Below are 16,461 nucleotides of genomic sequence, written 5' to 3' on the forward strand. Positions count from 1 at the left end.
GTCTACTATGATACCATGCGAATGTCAATTTGTCAACAAGTTTTTTGGAGAATTTTCCAAATTCAAATTCCCCAAATTTAGATTTTCTCATATTGAAAATGAGCGGCAAAACTTTCCGCTCATTTATGTAAGGTCTTTTTTCGTCAGATGCCGTACCCCCTGAACAAACTGCCTGAAGCTTTCCGAAGTATTCGCGTCTATGTTCATAAGAGGGCCAATCCGTCTTGCTCCTGATATTTGTTGATGCACCGGAATTATTTTTTTCAGCTCCTCTTTCGGATTTCCGATTTCATCCGGAATTCGATATTTTTTTCTTTTTGCAAGAGGCTCCAGATTCTCGTTGTAGGCTAAGGATACCGCTCTTAAATCACCAAAATACCAAGATTCCAGTTCTCTGCAAACAATACGGATCACGGCTTCTTTCCCTGTCTGCTCTACGATTCTACGCAGCTTCTGTTTCAGTTCTTTGCAGTCTGCGCTATCCTGATCATGCAGAATTACAAATTTAGTATCGGGGACATTCCAACCTGCCATTTTCTTGGAAATCGATCTCTGTAAATCCGACTTTCCATCATGTGGAATGATTTGAAAAGAAATAGCTTTTGGTAATATCTTTGGCAAGATACCATTCAACAATTCTTTCATCGATCGTTCTTCTACTAAAAATACCAGGTTCATAATTTTTCCACTCCGTCCGAAAGCAAATCCTGCCGCCAAAGATCGCCCAGTAAATCTCCCGCTTCCCACAAACGCCTTATCTGCTCATCTTCCGCTGCCTTATAAATTTTCGTATATCCGTTTTCTTTGATTAGACAATACAATTCTTCCAGTTCAACCGCATTCAGAAAATCCGGGGAATGGGTTGAAATAAATACCTGTCCCCCGAGCACCGAATAAATGCGAAATTCTTCTGCTAATTCCTCCAACAGTCTGGGGTACAGCTGATTTTCCGGTTCTTCCACACAGAGCAAAGCGTGCTTTTCCGGATCATTAAGGAGGACCAGATAAGTAAACATTTTAATCGTTCCGTCCGAAACAAAACGTGAAACGAACGGATCTTTAAAACTACCATCCTGAAACCGCAGCACAATACGCCCGTCTTCTGTCTCCTGTGCCTGCACTTTTTTTACACCCGGAACTCTCTGTTCCATTTTTGTAAGAATATCAGAAAAAATCTCTCTATGGTTATCGTAAAGGTATTTTGCCACTAACGCCAGATTATCTCCGGAAGTAGAAACTCGTTCACTATACCCTGCCTCCCTCACATCGCGAGCTTCATCTACATGAAAATCCGAAACATACCAGTCTTCAATCAACCGTCTTAACTCGGCTACAGCGACAAATTCTTTAAACTGCCCTAATCCCTTTATCGCCAAAATGTCCGGCGAATCCAGCTGTTGCCTGCTCCGTTCAGCCAGGCGAATATCCTCATATGTATTGATCTCGCCTTCCGCGGCTCTTCCTTCGCCAAAAGAAAACTCCAGCACTTTCCACGGAGCGCCGCTCTGTCCTCTTCGCAGTCTCAGGATCTCCTTTTTTATTGCCGGCTGCCGCTTGTCATTCAGACAAATCGCCAGCTGATAGGTAATCAGCGGTTCGTCTTCAGAAGGCCTGAACTTAATTTCAAATTCAATATCACCCGTCTGTCCCCGTGAAAGGACTTCACGAAATCCTCCTCTTTTTGCGAGGGCTGCCCTAATATTTGTCTGAAGTGCATCATGCAAGAAACCAAAAACATCAAAAAAAGTAGTCTTTCCGGTGCCGTTCATGCCTAAAAACACAGCCATATTGGGAATATTTTCTACTTTTACATCCTGAAAGACCCTATAATTTTTTATCTTAATCGCCTCAATCTTCACGATGCCACCTCCTTCTCTATAAACATCCTCATTATAACATATTATTCCCATATTCCCCAAGCTTAATCAAAAGAGAAGTATATAAAAAGCAGACGGGTCGATTCCCGCCTGCCCATGTTTGCACATTATTCAGCGCTCTTATTTCAGTTCTACTTTTGCGCCAACTTCTTCCAGCTGCTTCTTGATTGCTTCCGCTTCTTCCTTTTCCACGCCTTCTTTTACGTTGGAAGGAGCTCCGTCTACCAGTTCCTTCGCTTCTTTCAGTCCCAGGCCGGTGATTTCTCTTACCGCCTTGATAACCTTGATCTTTTCGCCGCCTACTTCAGCCAGAACTACGTTGAATTCGCTCTGTTCGTCCGCTCCGCCAGCCGCGCCTGCGTCTGCTCCTGCCGCAACAACTACGCCTGCTGCCGCGGATACGCCGAATTCTTCTTCACAAGCTTTAACCAGTTCGTTTAATTCCAGTACGGATAATTCTTTTATCGCTTCAATAAATTCCGCTGTTGTTAATTTTGCCATTCTAATTTACCTCCATAAAATTCTTTCTTTTTATAAAACGTTCGTTTTTTATTCAAACAATTTTTATGCTTCTGCCGGCTCAGCCGCGGCTTCCGCGCCGTCAGCTCCGCCTTTTTCCGCAATCTGATTAAGAACACGCGCGAAGTTTGTAATCGGGGACTGAATGCTGCCCATGAATTTCGCGATAAGTGTGTCTCTGGACGGAATTTTGGCAATCTGTTTAATGCCTTCCGCGTCGTAGAATTCGCCTTCAACGACACCTGCCTTAAATTCCATCTTTTTGTATTCTTCCATCACTTCGTTGAGAACTCTGGCCGGCGCTGTCGCGTCTTCATAGCTGATCGCGAACGCGCTCGGACCTTCCAGGACTTCACCCAGAGATTCGTAAGCAGTGCCTTCGATCGCTCTCTTTACCAGCGTGTTCTTGTAAACGGTGTAGTCTACATCCGCTTCGCGAAGCTTTTTTCTCATAGCGTCCGCCTGCGCAACTGTAATTCCCATGTAATCGATTACTACAGCAGACTCCGCTTTGTCCAGCTTTTCTTTAATCTCGTCAATGATTACCTGTTTTTCCTGCCATGCTGCTTTTGACATACAATCTCTCCTTTCTTGAGATATTTTGGTTTGTGGTACGATGTAAATGAAAAGGCCTTGTTTTGAGACAAAACAAGGCCAATATACACTCATTTATATTGTACCTCGGCGGGATGATTAAGCCTGCGTCTATATGCGGCCCCCGCTGTCTACGGTTCGTATTCGTTATTAATTTTCTGTTTAGCCAAGCTTCTGCGCGTTGACTTTTACTCCAGGCCCCATCGTGGAAGCTACTGTTACATTCTTCAGGTACTGTCCCTTCGCGGCTGCCGGTTTCGCTTTGATTATAGCGTCTAACAGCGCATTGAAGTTATCTGCCAGCTTTTCCTTTCCGAAAGAAGCTTTTCCGATTGGAGTGTGAATAATATTGCTCTTGTCGAGACGATATTCAACCTTACCTGCCTTTACTTCCTGGATTGCTTTTTCCACATCCATCGTAACAGTACCAGACTTCGGATTCGGCATCAGGCCTTTCGGTCCCAGCACTTTACCAAGACGTCCTACAACACCCATCATATCCGGAGTCGCGATTACAACGTCAAAATCAAACCAGCCTTCCGACTGAATCTTCTGAGCCATTTCCTCCGCGCCTACATAGTCAGCGCCTGCCGCTTCCGCTTCGGTTGCTTTCGGGCCTTTAGCAAATACCAGTACTTTCTTTGTCTTTCCTGTTCCATGCGGAAGTACGATTGCGCCTCTAACCTGCTGGTCAGCATGTCTTCCGTCTACACCAAGACGAATGTGAGCTTCAATTGTTTCATCGAATTTCGCTTTCGCGTTCTTGGTTACGATGTCCATTGCTTCCGGAACATCATACTGTGTCTGTCTGTCGTAATTCTTTAATGATTCTTTGTAATTCTTGCCTCTCTTTGGCATTTTAAACCTCCTTGTGGTACCAGCGGCTTTTGCCTCCCACCTTCTTAGTCTTCTACAACGATTCCCATGCTTCTTGCAGTTCCCTTGATCATCGAAGTTGCTGATTCAAGGTTTGCTGCGTTCAGATCCGGCATCTTCGTTTTTGCGATTTCCTCAACCTGTGCTGTTGTCAGCGTAGCCACCTTGTTTTTGTTAGGCTCGCCGGAAGCAGTGTCAAGTCCTGCGGCTTTCTTTAAGAGTACTGCGGCAGGCGGTGTTTTGCAGATAAAGGAAAAGGATCTGTCGGCGTAAACTGTAATTACTACCGGAATGATCATTCCCTGCTGATCCTGCGTCTTCGCGTTGAACTGCTTACAGAAATCCATAATGTTCACGCCGTGCTGACCGAGAGCCGGTCCTACTGGAGGCGCCGGATTTGCGTTGCCGGCCGGAATCTGAAGTTTGATATAACCTTCGATTTTCTTAGCCATGTGTATTCTCCTTTCTTTTAGATTTTATCTACCTGTGCGAAGTCAAGCTCCACAGGCGTATCCCGCCCGAACATGGAAATTCTGGCTTTCAGTGTCTGTTTTTCCATATTGACCTCTTCTACTACTCCCATAAAGCTTTCGAATGGTCCGTTGATAACCTTTACACTGTCGCCGACTTTCACGTCCAGGTCGATATATATTTTTTCGATACCCATTCTTCTCACCTCTTCTGTAGAAAGAGGGATCGGGTCGGAGCCATGACCTACGAAACCGGTAACCCCCTGGGTATTTCTCACCAGGTACCAGGATTCGTTGGTAACAATCATTTTAATGATTACATATCCGGGGAACATCTTGCGCGTCTTAATCTTGCGCTGTCCATTTTTGATTTCTACCCGGTCTTCCGTAGGTACAACAACTTCAAGGATCAAGTCCTGCATGCCCCGGTTTTCAACAATTTTTTCAATATTTACTTTTACCTTGTTCTCATGTCCGGAGTAGGTATGCACCACATACCACTTTGCCACACCGTCGCCCCGTAGGCCTTCCAGGCCCTCCAGATCCAGCTTTTTAGGCGGAGCCTCCTCCTGCACTTCTTCCTGCGCGGACTCCGCATCGGAACCTTCTTCGGAAGGTTCTGTTTCCGGCTCCAGAGCTGTCCCTTCCAGCTCCTCGGATTCCTTACCTTCTGAATCAAAACGGATTTCCGGCATGTTTTCTTCGGCCGCAGCCGTTTCCATGATCGTATCCTTTTCGTTCTCTCCCATTGTACCTTCTGTCCTTTTTTATTACATAGTAATACCCAAAAGGCCCCTCAGGATTGCCAGGAATCCACTGTCAATTCCCCAAAAGGCAAGGGCAAATACCGCACACGTCACCAGCACGACCACCGTATAGGAGCCCAGCTCCTTTCTTGTCGGCCATACTACTTTCTTCATTTCCACCTTGACACCCTTGAAATAATCTTTCAGGCTGCCTCTTTTTTTCTTAGGAGGGACTGCGGGAGTTCTTCTTTTATTCGCAACTTCCTTTTTGTCCTTCTTTTCCTTTGCCATGACGCCGCTCCTTTATTTGGTTTCCTTATGAACCGTATGTTTCTTGCAGAATTTACAGTATTTCTTCAGTTCAATCCGATCCGGATCATTTTTCTTGTTCTTGATTGTATTGTAGTTTCTCTGCTTGCATTCCGTACAAGCCAATGTTACTTTCACTCTCATTTTTGATTGTCCTCCGTTAACTCAAAATTCAGAGCCGAGAAAAGCTCTGCCTGATAATTTTCATCATAAAGTCGCTTGATAATTGTATATTACCATGCCTGCAATGTCAAGGATTTTTTCCAATTTAAAACTGCGGGGATTTCCGCAGTTCCGTACTTATTATATGCTTTTCTCCGCTTCACGTCAAGAGGGGATTTTCAGTCCTTCTCCCAGGCCGCGTTTCTCAGACGCTTTCGTTCATAATAGAATATGCAGGTCAGCATCCCCCGGAAGAGGGCCGCCACCATCATGGGACCGGGTGACAGATCGCCGCATACAGTCAGCATTCCAAAAAAAACGAACAGAAACACGCAGGCCGCTTTTACTTTCCGATAGGTCCGATACACCGCTTTATAGACGATCATCTGCTCCCCTTCATCGCTGGATTGCATCCATTCGCCCAGGCTGAATCCCAACCAGCCGCTTCCGTATACATTACCCTTCTGTTTTGGAAAATAAAGCCGCATCCCCTTTTTCAATCTCCGCATCTGGATTTCAAGAATAATAATAAAAAACAGGCAGGCGCTGAGCAAAGGCAGAATCACTGAAAGGTAGCCCATTTCAAACCTGGTAGAAAAATACAAAGTAAGAAAACAAAGCAGTATGCTGAGAAACGTCGTAAGTTCATAAAGGTATAAAACGGTTTCTCTCCGTTCTTCCACTGCATCAAAAAATTCCGCGGCTGCGGATTTCTGACGGGCAGCAGCCTTTATTTTTCGCAGAAATCCATGCATCCAAATTCCAAAAAACAGAAGATACAGGGTCCATATCCCTACGCACAGCAGGAAAAGCACCCGCAGGCTCCCCAAAGCTCCCTCTGCTCCGGCAGCATTCCAGACAGCACAAAAGTACATTCCCATCAAGATTGCGAAAAAAAGAACCAGAGGCAGAATCCTTAATACTTTTTCAAAAATGCTTTGTTTCTTCATCTTCTTTTCCTCCTAAATAAAATACATCTTCCACACACACATTTAAAACTCCGGCGATTTTCAGCGCCAGGGTTACGGACGGGGAGTAGTCGCCCCGTTCGATGAGACTGATGGTCTGACGGGAAACGCCAGCCCGTTTTCCAAACTCCTGCTGATTCAGACCCAGCTCTGCCCGATAGGCTTTCAGTCTGTTTTTCAGCACCATGCGTCCCCCTCCTTTTGACAAATATGATTTGCATTTTGACAAGTATTATTGTCATTTTTAATGATAACAGGAACCGTCGCTTCTGTCAATCAAAACCTGACGCAAGGGGCAGGCCTGCCGCCCTGTTCCCGCCGGGCGCGCAGCAGCCGTAAAAAAAGAGCGGCCGCTCCTTCGCAGTCGCTCTTTGGGTTATGTTCTGTCTTAAATCAGCTCCAGGCATTCTTTCGGGCACTTGTTCACGCAGGCTCCGCAGGAAATGCAGGCATCTTTGTCCACTTCCCAGCTTTTTGCCTTGCGGTCCACTTTCAGCGCATCTGCCGGACATTCTTTTTCACACAGTCCGCAGTAGATACAATCGCTGACTTTGCAGCGCAGACCCTCTTCGCCTTCCGGACAGCTGTATTCCGGTTCCGCTGCTTCCGCAGCCTTTTCTCCCGCATCTTTCTTATCCGCAGGAGCTTCCTCCGCAGCGGCTTCACCGCCCAGAGACAGGCACTTCTTCGGACACTTTTCAATGCAGGCGCCGCATTCTACGCAGGCGTCTTTGTCAACCTTCCAGACTTTTTCCTTCCGGTCAACTGTCAGCGCGTCGCACGGACAGTTCTTCGCGCACAGTCCGCAGTAAATGCAGTCTTCCAGCTTGCAGGTCAGGCCTCCGTCGCCGGCAGCGCTGTCTCCGCCCGCAGCTCCATCTTTCTTCGGAGCCGCTTTCTTTTCCTTTTTCGGAATTTCAAAGGTATCGACTACCTTTTCCGGACCCGGCTCGGTATACTGATTTTCCATTGTCAGGCAGCTCTTCGGGCAGACCTCCACACAACAGTTACACTGAATACACTGCATTCTCTGAATTGACCAAGTACTCTTGTTTCTGTCTACCGTAATCGCGTTTGCCGGACATTTTTTCGCGCAGATCCCGCAGGCAATACAGTCCGCTTCGGAAATGCTGATTTGACCTCTTGTCCGTTCCTCCCACTGTCTCGGTACTACTGGGTACATGAGAGTCGCAGGCTTTTTGAACAAACTTTTCATTACGACTTTTCCAATTTTAAAAGTTGCCATCGCTCTCACCTACCTTTCTGTACAACTGATGCATGGGTCGATAGTCAGTACCATCATTGGTACGTCCGCCAGTTCGCAGCCCTGTAGCATCTTAACAAGAGATGGAATATTCATGTTGGTTGGCGTTCTCACACGGATTCTTTCCAAAAATTTGGAATCCGCGCCCTTCGCATAATAAAACCCTTCGCCTCGTGGCTGTTCCAGTCTTACAGCGAATTCTCCCTTTACATTTCCCTTTACCGGCACATCAATCGGTCCATCAGGAATTTGAGATACCGCTTTCTCGATCAGTTTGATCGACTGGAACACTTCTCCGATTCTTACCAGACATCTCGCGTAACAATCTCCCGCCTGCTCTACAACCGGTTCAAAGTCCAGTTTATCATAGACCCCCGGCCCGTTCAGGCGTATATCCTGAACCAGACCAGATCCTCTTGCTACCGGACCGGTCGCGCTCAGATCAATAGCGTCTTCTTTTGAAAGCACGCCTACGCCGCACAATCTGTTTTTAACAGACTTGTCATTGATAAATACATTCGTCAAGTCGCGAATATCGTTTTCAATTCCGTTAAGTGTATCTACCATTTCTTTGAGAGTTTCATTATCGATATCCTTCCTCAGTCCGCCGACTTTGCAAACTGAGAAAATAACTCTGCCGCCTGTTGTTTTTTCAAACAGGTCGAGAATCGTTTCTCTGACTCTCCAGCAGTGCATGAACAGGCTTTCAAAGCCAAAGGCGTCAGCCAGAAGCCCCAGCCACAAGAGGTGGCTATGCAATCTGGATAACTCATGCCAGATCGTTCTCAGATATTGAGCCCTCTCCGGAATCTCAACGCCCATAGCGCCTTCCACTGCCGCAGAATATCCCCAGCCATGTCCAAAGCTGCAGATTCCGCAGATTCTCTCTATAACGTATACCATTTCGGTATATTCCTTTTTTTCCACCAGCTTTTCCAGCCCTCTATGAATAAATCCAATAGACGGAATCGCTTCTACTACCACTTCATCTTCAAGTACCAAATCAAGATGAATCGGCTCCGGAAGCACCGGATGCTGCGGTCCGAAAGGAATAATAGTTCTTTTAGCCATATTAACCTCTACCTTCCTTTCCTAGTTCTTTGGATTCCATGGAGTAGGCTGGGAAAGTTTGAAGAAATGCCCGCCATAATCCAGTTCGCTGTTTACGATCTTGATTCCAAAGAGGTCGTGCATTTCATTTTCATAGATAAACGCACCCCAGTATTCTCCCGTAATGCTCTGTACTTCCTCTTCCTCAGGAATTGTCAGCTTCAAATGGCTTAACTCATGATCCTTATCAAACGAATACAGGATCTCAAAGCCTTCGGAAACTTTTGTCGCGCAGATCTGTACCAGCCGATAACCTTCGGCCTTCCGATCTCTCGCCTTGCTCAGAATGTCAGAAGCTGTAACGGGTTCAATAACCTGTTCCTTATAAGATCTCATTTAAGCTTCCTCCTTTCCGGCATTATCTTCCGCCGATGTCGCGGCAGGCATGCCGCTGTCCATCGCCTTTCTCTTTTCTTCCAGAACGCCCAGGCCCTTTACAACGCCGTCAATAATGGCCTCCGGTCTTGCCGCGCAGCCCGGTACATACACGTCAACGGGAATGACCGTATCTACGCCGCCCATAATATTATAACACTCTCTGAAAACGCCACCGTTGTTTGCGCAGATTCCAACTGCGACTACAACCTTTGGTTCCACCATCTGATCATAAATCTGTTTTACAACCGCCTTATTCTGCTCATTTACCGATCCTGTTACCAGGAACACATCCGCATGTTTCGGGTTGCCTGTATTGATGATCCCAAACCGCTCAACATCGTACATAGGTGTAAGGCATGCCAGCACTTCTATGTCACAGCCGTTACAGCTCGAACCGTCATAGTGGATGACCCATGGTGATTTTGCTACATATGACATTCGCCGCACCTCCTTATATCAGATATACAATGAACAGGTTAATTACGCCTAAAACCGCCGCGACAATCCAAGCGGAATTAATTGCTACCTGCCACTTCATTCTCGCAAAGCTGTTATCGATCAGAACTTCCAGGAAGTACGCCAGCAAGCATACAACCACACCGATTACTGTCCCCCAGATCGTTCCGTTGGCAAAGAACAGGAATACAAATCCCAGCAGGAAAATATTCTCGTACCAGTGCGCAACCTCAATGAGAGCCAGGGTCTTTCCGGAGAATTCCGTCGTAAGACCTCTTACCAGTTCCTGGTGCGCATGATGAGACATGGACAGGTCAAACGGTGATTTTCTGAACTTGATCGTCAGGATGAATACGAATCCCAGGAACACGCCGATCAGCGGAAGTACATCCATTGCGGAATCCGTAACAATATCATATACATTAAAGCTTCTGTCTACCAGGTAAAAACCGATTGCGGTCAGCAATACCATTGGCTCATATGCCATCATTTGCAGTAGTTCTCTTTCAGCTCCGACCTGAGAGTATGGAGAGTTGGATGAGAAAGCTCCCACAATCAGGAATACGCTTGCCAGAGTCAGCGTAAAGATAACCAGCAGCAGATCTCCGCCAGCGAAGAAAATTCCGCCCGTTACCAGAACAAAGATAAAGAAGCAGGCCACATAAAAGTCCTGTACCTTATTGACTGTAACGGATTGCTTCGATCTCAGCTTAAACACATCATAAAAAGGCTGCAGAAGCGGCGGACCGACTCTTCTCTGCATCCTCGCGGAAACAATACGATCCAGTCCCGCCAGAATTCCTCCCACGAGAGGCGCCAGTACCAGGTATGCAACTACACATATAATTGTCTGTATCATTTTACATAGCACCTCCTGTCACGATTGTAACCAGAGATCCAATCATCAGGCCGAGTCCGGCGATGATTACGACTGCGGACACAGTACACCCGATAATATTCATCTTTCTTTCGCCAAAATAACGTTCCATATGCCAGTTTCTCAAAGACATAGTAACCGGTTTGTCCATCGAGCCGTGGAACCGGAGATTGTCTCCTTCGTTCGCGCCAGCCAGATAAATCGGCACAATCTTCTTCTTTGTTCTTCCGAAGAAGAATACAATCAGAAGCAGTACCACCGCTACCATAATGCACATAATAATCATGTTGTCCGCAGACAGCGCCATGGAAGATAGACCTCCAAATACGCCTTCCAGATATGGTACCAGCATTCCGCTCGAAATAATCGGGAAAGCAAGCACTGCCGCAATTGTCAGAACTACTAATGTTCCCTGTACAAACCACTCTTCCTTATGCACATTCTGCTGGATATTTTCCGTATTTGCTACGATTGCACTCATTTTACCCAGCCATTTTGTCCAGTAGAAAGCAGTTGCCGCACTGCCGAAGCAGATGACTCCAACCAACAGAATATTTCCGGAGTCCGCAAACGCAGTCATGGATGCCCATTTTGCGATCAGCATTCCAAACGGTGCCAGGAACATTGCCGAGATACCGATCATCATGAAAGCTGCCAGACGAGGCATTCTTCCAAAAAGTCCGTCCATATCCTCAATATCTCTGCTTCCGATATTATGTTCTGCCGTACCTACACACAGGAACAGCAGGGATTTTGTAATAGCATGGAAGATAATCAGCATGATACCTGCCCATACCGCGCCGGCTGTTCCAACTCCACCACAGGCTACGATCAAGCCCAGGTTCGCGACTGTAGAATATGCCAGCACTTTCTTTCCGTTGCTCTGTGAAATCGCCGCGAAAGACGCTAACAGGAATGTTACGCCCCCGACTGTCATTACCATCAAGCCTGCGAAATTTCCCATTCCCAGACACGGAGCCAGCTTTATAATCAAAAATACGCCGGCTTTAACCATTGTAGACGAATGGAGCAACGCAGATGTCGGTGTAGGCGCTACCATCGCGCCGAGCAGCCAACTGTTGAACGGCATCTGAGCAGCCTTTGTAATCCCAGCGAATGCCAGGAACGCCGCCGGAATCGCCATGATACCGGAGTACATTGTTCCGTATGCAATCATTGTGCTCAACTCCAGGGTATTGTAAACAAATCCCAGAATGAGGATACCTACTGCGAATCCAAGCCCGCCCAGCAGATTCATAATCAGCGCGCGGAAAGCATTGTTTGTTGCTTCCTTTGTCTTTGTGTATCCGATAAGGAAGAACGAACTCAGGCTTGTGATTTCCCAGAAGAAATACATCCAGATCAGGTTGTTCGATGTAACCAGACCGAACATTGCCGCCAGGAATAAAAACATAACGAAGAAGAACCAAGGTCTTCTGTCCTTCTCACCTGCATGGTGATGCTGGAAGTCTTTCATGTATCCCAGCGCGTATACACAAATCAAAGTACCGATGATTCCAATAATGAGTACCATAATCACAGAGAGGCGGTCTATGTACATGTTGCTGACTACTTCAATGTGATGTCCCTTAGTAAGTTCAAACCATATCAGAAGCGGAGTCTGAATAATGGCAAAAACTGATGCAAGGTATTTCTTGTGCCGAATGCCTGTGATGATGATATAGATAGCCAGCAGGGCTTCAATTACCATCATGATGTAGTTCACAGCTTCGTTATGGAAATCAAAATACTGATCTCCCGTTCTGAAATACTGTACTGCAAGATAGATAGACGCTGCCGCAATTACGATTGCCGCAAATTTAACGATCGCGCCTCTTGCCGCGTCAGCTTTAACTACTAAAAGAACAAAGGCCACAACTAATGGAAACAAGATTAGAAAAAATATAGTGCCCATTTTATCCTCCTAATAATAAAACTTTTTTCATGAGTGCAACTTCTCACACCTCATTATACTATATAATCAAGCAATAACAAGCGGTTGCCTTATATTTTTAACTTTCTGAAAAATCTGCCTTTCGTCCGTTTCCCGTTGAATTTCCTACAATTCGATTTTTTTTGCAAAAAAATCTCAAAAAAAAGATTTCTTTGCAAGAAATCCGTTTTTCCATTCTCTGCATTCTCTTATAATCTCAATTCAAAGATCTTCCGTTCTTTCGTCGTTCCTTCACAAGCTTCCCTATAACATCTACACATCCTCATCAAAAATCTCTTTTCTGAGATTACGATTGATAAAAAATCAACGAATTCCCATAAGGAAACGGAGCCCGCCGCTGCGAAAAAATCCTCTTTGGCGGCAGCTCCGTTCACCCCTTTTCTCAGGAATTATTTATGCTTTTCCGGCTCTACCTTCTTTGAAACAAAGTAGAACACAATGGTAAGAATCGCGGTAACAGCAGTCAGAACATAGAGAACCGTCCGAATGGTTCCCAGGATCGTCATTACGTTCCCATCTTCAAACAGACCGTCAAAGTAGTCTCCGGCGCCCCACATATCTTCCGTGCCCCAGCCCTCATACCAGGGCATAAAGATACATGCGATACCATTCATAACGGTCATCAGAAGGAACAGGAAGGCAAGCCTTCTGGTATCCCCGACCGCAAGACCTGTTTTTTCATTAACCGGGAAACGCTGCGGATCTTTCTTTGTCAGCCCGCCGTAACGCCTCCGCCAGATAAAATACAGAATCGGTCCGGTAATCAGCCCGATCATACCCCCGACAAAATAGTCCGAACCATTAATCAGGAACGCGAACAGCGCCACGCAAATCGGAACGATACAGATAACGCTCAAAAATCCGTACCCGCCCGGAATCTTGAATTTGTATTCTTCATCCGGAATCTTCTTCCTCAGTACCATCGCGGAAATGTATACCAGAATATAGGAAGCGACCAACAGGCTTACATCTAATACGATAATCAGACCGAAAGGAAGCATGCACATAATAATATTGGCAATTCCTACTGACAGAACCGCAATATATGGAACTCCATGCTTTTTATCGCACTTTACCAGCACCGGCGGGGACAAGTAGTCGTCTGCCAGAGTGAAAAAGCCCCTGGAGCCAGACGCGATATATGTGTTATAAATCGAACACTGCGCCAGAATCGCCACAACCGTAAATATGATTCCGAAAGCCGGCCCCCAGAACGTTGTAACAACATCGGCATACCCGACAGTACCCGCGTCAGCGCCCCATTCCGACCATCTTCCCATCGAACCCAGCCCGGCTGTAGTGGGAAGAATATATACGGCCATAATCAGCGGAATCGTGATCAAGGTTCCTTTCGGAATAACCTGAGGATTGGAAACTTCCCCGGCAATTGTAGACATGGACTCATATCCGGAATACATCCACATACAGATAGAAATTCCTCCCGCGATATAGAAGAACCAATCCGACAGTCCTTCCGCAGGTTCCGATGTAAGCTGGAAGCTGATATCTGTGCCTCCGCCCCAATTGAGGAAACCACAAATTGCCACCATCGCGAAGGCCGCCATTACCAGAATCGCCAGAATCGTACTTACAACCCCTACGTCTTTTACGCCACGGATGTTGATAATGGTAAAGATCAGAATCATTACAAACTTCACAGCAAACTCCGCAACCGGGGATAAGTCCCAGGCCGCGGCCGCGTATCCACCAGCAAGAATTACATATAAAGTGTTATCAATGTAGATGGAAATCGTTCTCCACCATCCTGCCTGGAATCCCCAAAATTCGCCAAGAGCCTCCTGTACCCATTTGTAATATCCGCCTTCCTGAGGTCTTACAGATCCCAACTCCGAAGCCACAAGTCCAAAGGGAAGCCCCCAGATAAACGGAAGCACACACAACATAACAATCGTCAGCCCCGGTCCGCATTCAGGAATCATCTCTTCAATACCATAACATCCCGCTGAAACAAGACAAAAAATCATGAATACGACAGTTGATACTTTTAAGTCATGTTTTTTTAATCCATGCTCACCAACATCGACCATTGTCGAAGACTTCTGCTCGCTCATGTTTTCACCTCCTTGAAACAAAATAGAATTTTTATATCAGTTCACTTCCTATTATACACTTATCGTTTGAATTATCAATAAATTTAGAAAAATTAAAAGAGAACAGCAATTCTGTTCTCTTTTAATCTCAAAATAATATTCTCGCTCTTATTCCCCTCTGAACCGTCTATCTTATTTCGTAAGATCCGGGAACGTTTCATCAAACGTCTTTTCATCCGCGCCAAGAGATGAAATTTTTCCCGCTTTTCCTTTCGCTTTCGCAATCTGATACACAATCATCGGGATTACAACTGCCGCAGTCGCAATGGAGAAGATAACGATACCGCCTCCCGCGTCTCCGGACGGATCCAGAATATCGCCGAACGCCAGCATGATCAGGAAAATCAGCTGCGCAATCATCGCGAACCATGGAACCCAACTCAACCCTTTCGAAACTCTTGCTTTCAGACAGGAATCCGCATCATACCCACGCTTTTTCAGTCTTGCCCTGAAACGTTTCTGAGAAGCGATGATACCTACCCAGGCAAGCGTTCCGGTAAATCCGGACATGGACAGCAGACTTCCGTACAGATTTGACAGGAACCCGGTCAGTTCCGAAACAAGACCCAAAATCAGAACAATCCACATAAATGCCAGTGTGAATAATACCGTTCTCTGCGGCGCCGCGTTCTTGCTCAGTTTGGAAAGGAATTTCGGCGCGAGACCTTCAACGGAAAGTCCGTACATACATCTTACCGTACCGTAGAATCCGGTGTTCGCACAGCTGAATGCCGCTACCAGAACTACCGCCAGGAATATAATTCCAAAGAATTCAAACCCGTATGCTTTGGCAATATCTGAAAATACCGGCGTCGCGTCTGTGGCGAATTCGGTCGGGAGTACCAGCAGTACCAGCAGAATCGGAACCAGGTACAATCCTACGATACGATATGTAACGCTTCTGCATGCCTTTGGCACCGATTTATCCGGGTTCTGTGATTCCGCAGCGGCCAGACCGACGATTTCCGTTCCCTGGAAGGTAACCAGCACAACGACCATCATAATCAGCACAACCGAGAATCCGTTCGGGAAGATGTCGTGATAAATGCTTCCGCTTCCGAAGTTCACGCCCAATCCCTTGAAGCCGTCTTCTACTGCCTTTACAGCCGCTCCTTCCGGATTTCCCCAGATGCCGACCCAAATGCCGAACGCAAGTAAAATAAACAAAATAATTACAATAACTTTTGTGATTGCCAGGCCTGACTCAATTTTGGCGAATACGTCAACCGAACACAGATTGATAATCGTAATAGCCGCCAAAGCGCCGACAGCGAACGCCACATATGCGATGCTGCTGTTGTTTCCGGTAAGCTCCTGCAGAATATAAGAAACCGCAATCGCTTCCGAAGGTACGTAGCATACCCAGTTAAACCAGAACGACCAACCCATTCCCACGGACATCGTCGGCCCCAGGAATTCATTGGTATAGGCAACGAACGTTCCTTTTCTGGGCAGGTTCACAAGTAATTCCGCATAAGCAATCATAAGACCGAATACAATAACGCCTACCACGGCGAAAGCAAGAAATACAGCAGGTCCCATTACCTGGATGCACCAGCCTACGCCCAGAAAATAACAGGAACCGATTACGCCGCCCAGACCGATAAACGCTACCTGCCAGCCTTTAATACCTCGCTTTAGTTCTTGAGGCGATTCTCCCGTCGTCTGCACGACTTTTTTCTCTTCTGACATACATTTGCCTCCTTCTCACATATTAAAAAATATGATTAGATTTGTCCCTCCGTCTGATATCTGCCGTTGCAGGGGGATAAAAGCAATTAAAATTTTCA

At 46.3% G+C, this 16,461-nt stretch carries 19 protein-coding genes and 1 other annotated feature; all 19 genes read right to left on the reverse strand.

Going from position 1 to position 16,461, the window contains the following annotated elements; translation table 11 throughout:
• Positions 1-123: 123 nt before the first annotated feature.
• The 19 genes from H9L42_RS02925 to H9L42_RS03015 all read right to left on the reverse strand — a co-directional run bounded on the left by H9L42_RS02925 (position 124) and on the right by H9L42_RS03015 (position 16,363).
• The gene (locus tag H9L42_RS02925) at positions 124-678 is read right to left on the reverse strand and encodes a DUF4276 family protein (protein ID WP_207734908.1); all 555 of its coding nucleotides are present in this window, start codon (positions 676-678) and stop codon (positions 124-126) included.
• Complete coding sequence (locus H9L42_RS02930) at positions 675-1,859, reverse strand: AAA family ATPase (RefSeq protein ID WP_187301958.1); 1,185 nt, start codon at positions 1,857-1,859, stop codon at positions 675-677. The genes H9L42_RS02925 and H9L42_RS02930 overlap by 4 nt, the downstream gene beginning before the upstream one ends.
• 138 nt (positions 1,860-1,997) lie before the next feature.
• The gene (rplL, locus tag H9L42_RS02935; RefSeq protein ID WP_187301959.1) at positions 1,998-2,378 is read right to left on the reverse strand and encodes a 50S ribosomal protein L7/L12; all 381 of its coding nucleotides are present in this window, start codon (positions 2,376-2,378) and stop codon (positions 1,998-2,000) included.
• A 63-nt stretch (positions 2,379-2,441) separates the two neighbouring features.
• Complete coding sequence (gene rplJ, locus H9L42_RS02940; protein ID WP_187301960.1) at positions 2,442-2,972, reverse strand: 50S ribosomal protein L10; 531 nt, start codon at positions 2,970-2,972, stop codon at positions 2,442-2,444.
• A 38-nt stretch (positions 2,973-3,010) separates the two neighbouring features.
• Positions 3,011-3,145, reverse strand: a sequence feature (ribosomal protein L10 leader region).
• A gap of 7 nt (positions 3,146-3,152) precedes the next feature.
• Positions 3,153-3,848, reverse strand: coding sequence for a 50S ribosomal protein L1 (gene rplA / locus H9L42_RS02945; RefSeq protein ID WP_187301961.1), 696 nt, complete (start codon positions 3,846-3,848; stop codon positions 3,153-3,155).
• A gap of 44 nt (positions 3,849-3,892) precedes the next feature.
• On the reverse strand, positions 3,893-4,318 hold the full coding sequence (gene rplK, locus H9L42_RS02950) for a 50S ribosomal protein L11 (RefSeq protein ID WP_187301962.1): 426 nt from the start codon (positions 4,316-4,318) through the stop codon (positions 3,893-3,895).
• A gap of 17 nt (positions 4,319-4,335) precedes the next feature.
• Positions 4,336-4,878 (reverse strand): transcription termination/antitermination protein NusG, encoded by a 543-nt coding sequence (gene nusG, locus H9L42_RS02955; protein ID WP_465270644.1) that lies wholly within the window; start codon positions 4,876-4,878, stop codon positions 4,336-4,338.
• A gap of 228 nt (positions 4,879-5,106) precedes the next feature.
• The gene (gene secE / locus H9L42_RS02960) at positions 5,107-5,373 is read right to left on the reverse strand and encodes a preprotein translocase subunit SecE (RefSeq protein ID WP_187301963.1); all 267 of its coding nucleotides are present in this window, start codon (positions 5,371-5,373) and stop codon (positions 5,107-5,109) included.
• A gap of 12 nt (positions 5,374-5,385) precedes the next feature.
• Positions 5,386-5,535, reverse strand: coding sequence for a 50S ribosomal protein L33 (gene rpmG, locus H9L42_RS02965; RefSeq protein WP_187301964.1), 150 nt, complete (start codon positions 5,533-5,535; stop codon positions 5,386-5,388).
• Between the two features lie 197 nt (positions 5,536-5,732).
• Positions 5,733-6,503, reverse strand: a complete 771-nt coding sequence (locus H9L42_RS02970; protein ID WP_187301965.1) for a DUF3169 family protein — start codon at positions 6,501-6,503, stop codon at positions 5,733-5,735.
• The gene (locus H9L42_RS02975; protein WP_187301966.1) at positions 6,481-6,708 is read right to left on the reverse strand and encodes a helix-turn-helix transcriptional regulator; all 228 of its coding nucleotides are present in this window, start codon (positions 6,706-6,708) and stop codon (positions 6,481-6,483) included. The genes H9L42_RS02970 and H9L42_RS02975 overlap by 23 nt, the downstream gene beginning before the upstream one ends.
• Positions 6,709-6,909: 201 nt before the next feature.
• Positions 6,910-7,767, reverse strand: a complete 858-nt coding sequence (locus H9L42_RS02980) for a 4Fe-4S binding protein (RefSeq protein WP_187301967.1) — start codon at positions 7,765-7,767, stop codon at positions 6,910-6,912.
• A gap of 9 nt (positions 7,768-7,776) precedes the next feature.
• Positions 7,777-8,856, reverse strand: a complete 1,080-nt coding sequence (locus tag H9L42_RS02985; RefSeq protein WP_187301968.1) for a hydrogenase large subunit — start codon at positions 8,854-8,856, stop codon at positions 7,777-7,779.
• A gap of 21 nt (positions 8,857-8,877) precedes the next feature.
• Entirely contained in the window at positions 8,878-9,231 is a 354-nt protein-coding gene (locus H9L42_RS02990) for an NADH-quinone oxidoreductase subunit C (protein ID WP_187301969.1), read from the reverse strand.
• On the reverse strand, positions 9,232-9,711 hold the full coding sequence (locus H9L42_RS02995) for an NADH-quinone oxidoreductase subunit B family protein (protein ID WP_187301970.1): 480 nt from the start codon (positions 9,709-9,711) through the stop codon (positions 9,232-9,234).
• A gap of 13 nt (positions 9,712-9,724) precedes the next feature.
• Entirely contained in the window at positions 9,725-10,588 is an 864-nt protein-coding gene (locus H9L42_RS03000; protein ID WP_187301971.1) for a respiratory chain complex I subunit 1 family protein, read from the reverse strand.
• Between the two features lies 1 nt (position 10,589).
• Positions 10,590-12,521, reverse strand: a complete 1,932-nt coding sequence (locus H9L42_RS03005) for an NADH-quinone oxidoreductase subunit 5 family protein (protein ID WP_187301972.1) — start codon at positions 12,519-12,521, stop codon at positions 10,590-10,592.
• A gap of 428 nt (positions 12,522-12,949) precedes the next feature.
• Positions 12,950-14,632 carry an APC family permease gene (locus H9L42_RS03010; protein WP_187301973.1) on the reverse strand — a complete coding sequence of 561 codons (1,683 nt, stop codon included), beginning with the start codon at positions 14,630-14,632 and terminating at the stop codon, positions 12,950-12,952.
• 171 nt (positions 14,633-14,803) lie between these two features.
• The gene (locus tag H9L42_RS03015) at positions 14,804-16,363 is read right to left on the reverse strand and encodes an amino acid permease (protein ID WP_187301974.1); all 1,560 of its coding nucleotides are present in this window, start codon (positions 16,361-16,363) and stop codon (positions 14,804-14,806) included.
• Between the last annotated feature and the right edge of the window lie 98 nt (positions 16,364-16,461).

The organism is Zhenpiania hominis, assembly GCF_014333425.1.
Taxonomy (GTDB): domain Bacteria; phylum Bacillota; class Clostridia; order Peptostreptococcales; family Anaerovoracaceae; genus Hominibacterium; species Hominibacterium hominis.

What these genes read in the sequence shown, in the direction of transcription:
- rplL (WP_187301959.1), bottom strand. Translation starts at nt 2,378, where the DNA reads ATGGCAAAATTAACAACAGCGGAATTTATTGAAGCGATAAAAGAATTA.
- H9L42_RS02980 (WP_187301967.1), bottom strand. Translation starts at nt 7,767, where the DNA reads ATGGCAACTTTTAAAATTGGAAAAGTCGTAATGAAAAGTTTGTTCAAA.
- H9L42_RS02990 (WP_187301969.1), bottom strand. Translation starts at nt 9,231, where the DNA reads ATGAGATCTTATAAGGAACAGGTTATTGAACCCGTTACAGCTTCTGAC.
- rpmG (WP_187301964.1), bottom strand. Translation starts at nt 5,535, where the DNA reads ATGAGAGTGAAAGTAACATTGGCTTGTACGGAATGCAAGCAGAGAAAC.
- rplJ (WP_187301960.1), bottom strand. Translation starts at nt 2,972, where the DNA reads ATGTCAAAAGCAGCATGGCAGGAAAAACAGGTAATCATTGACGAGATT.
- secE (WP_187301963.1), bottom strand. Translation starts at nt 5,373, where the DNA reads ATGGCAAAGGAAAAGAAGGACAAAAAGGAAGTTGCGAATAAAAGAAGA.
- H9L42_RS03010 (WP_187301973.1), bottom strand. Translation starts at nt 14,632, where the DNA reads ATGAGCGAGCAGAAGTCTTCGACAATGGTCGATGTTGGTGAGCATGGA.
- H9L42_RS02970 (WP_187301965.1), bottom strand. Translation starts at nt 6,503, where the DNA reads ATGAAGAAACAAAGCATTTTTGAAAAAGTATTAAGGATTCTGCCTCTG.
- H9L42_RS02985 (WP_187301968.1), bottom strand. Translation starts at nt 8,856, where the DNA reads ATGGCTAAAAGAACTATTATTCCTTTCGGACCGCAGCATCCGGTGCTT.
- rplA (WP_187301961.1), bottom strand. Translation starts at nt 3,848, where the DNA reads ATGCCAAAGAGAGGCAAGAATTACAAAGAATCATTAAAGAATTACGAC.
- rplK (WP_187301962.1), bottom strand. Translation starts at nt 4,318, where the DNA reads ATGGCTAAGAAAATCGAAGGTTATATCAAACTTCAGATTCCGGCCGGC.
- H9L42_RS02975 (WP_187301966.1), bottom strand. Translation starts at nt 6,708, where the DNA reads ATGGTGCTGAAAAACAGACTGAAAGCCTATCGGGCAGAGCTGGGTCTG.
- H9L42_RS02925 (WP_207734908.1), bottom strand. Translation starts at nt 678, where the DNA reads ATGAACCTGGTATTTTTAGTAGAAGAACGATCGATGAAAGAATTGTTG.
- H9L42_RS03000 (WP_187301971.1), bottom strand. Translation starts at nt 10,588, where the DNA reads ATGATACAGACAATTATATGTGTAGTTGCATACCTGGTACTGGCGCCT.
- H9L42_RS03015 (WP_187301974.1), bottom strand. Translation starts at nt 16,363, where the DNA reads ATGTCAGAAGAGAAAAAAGTCGTGCAGACGACGGGAGAATCGCCTCAA.
- H9L42_RS03005 (WP_187301972.1), bottom strand. Translation starts at nt 12,521, where the DNA reads ATGGGCACTATATTTTTTCTAATCTTGTTTCCATTAGTTGTGGCCTTT.
- H9L42_RS02995 (WP_187301970.1), bottom strand. Translation starts at nt 9,711, where the DNA reads ATGTCATATGTAGCAAAATCACCATGGGTCATCCACTATGACGGTTCG.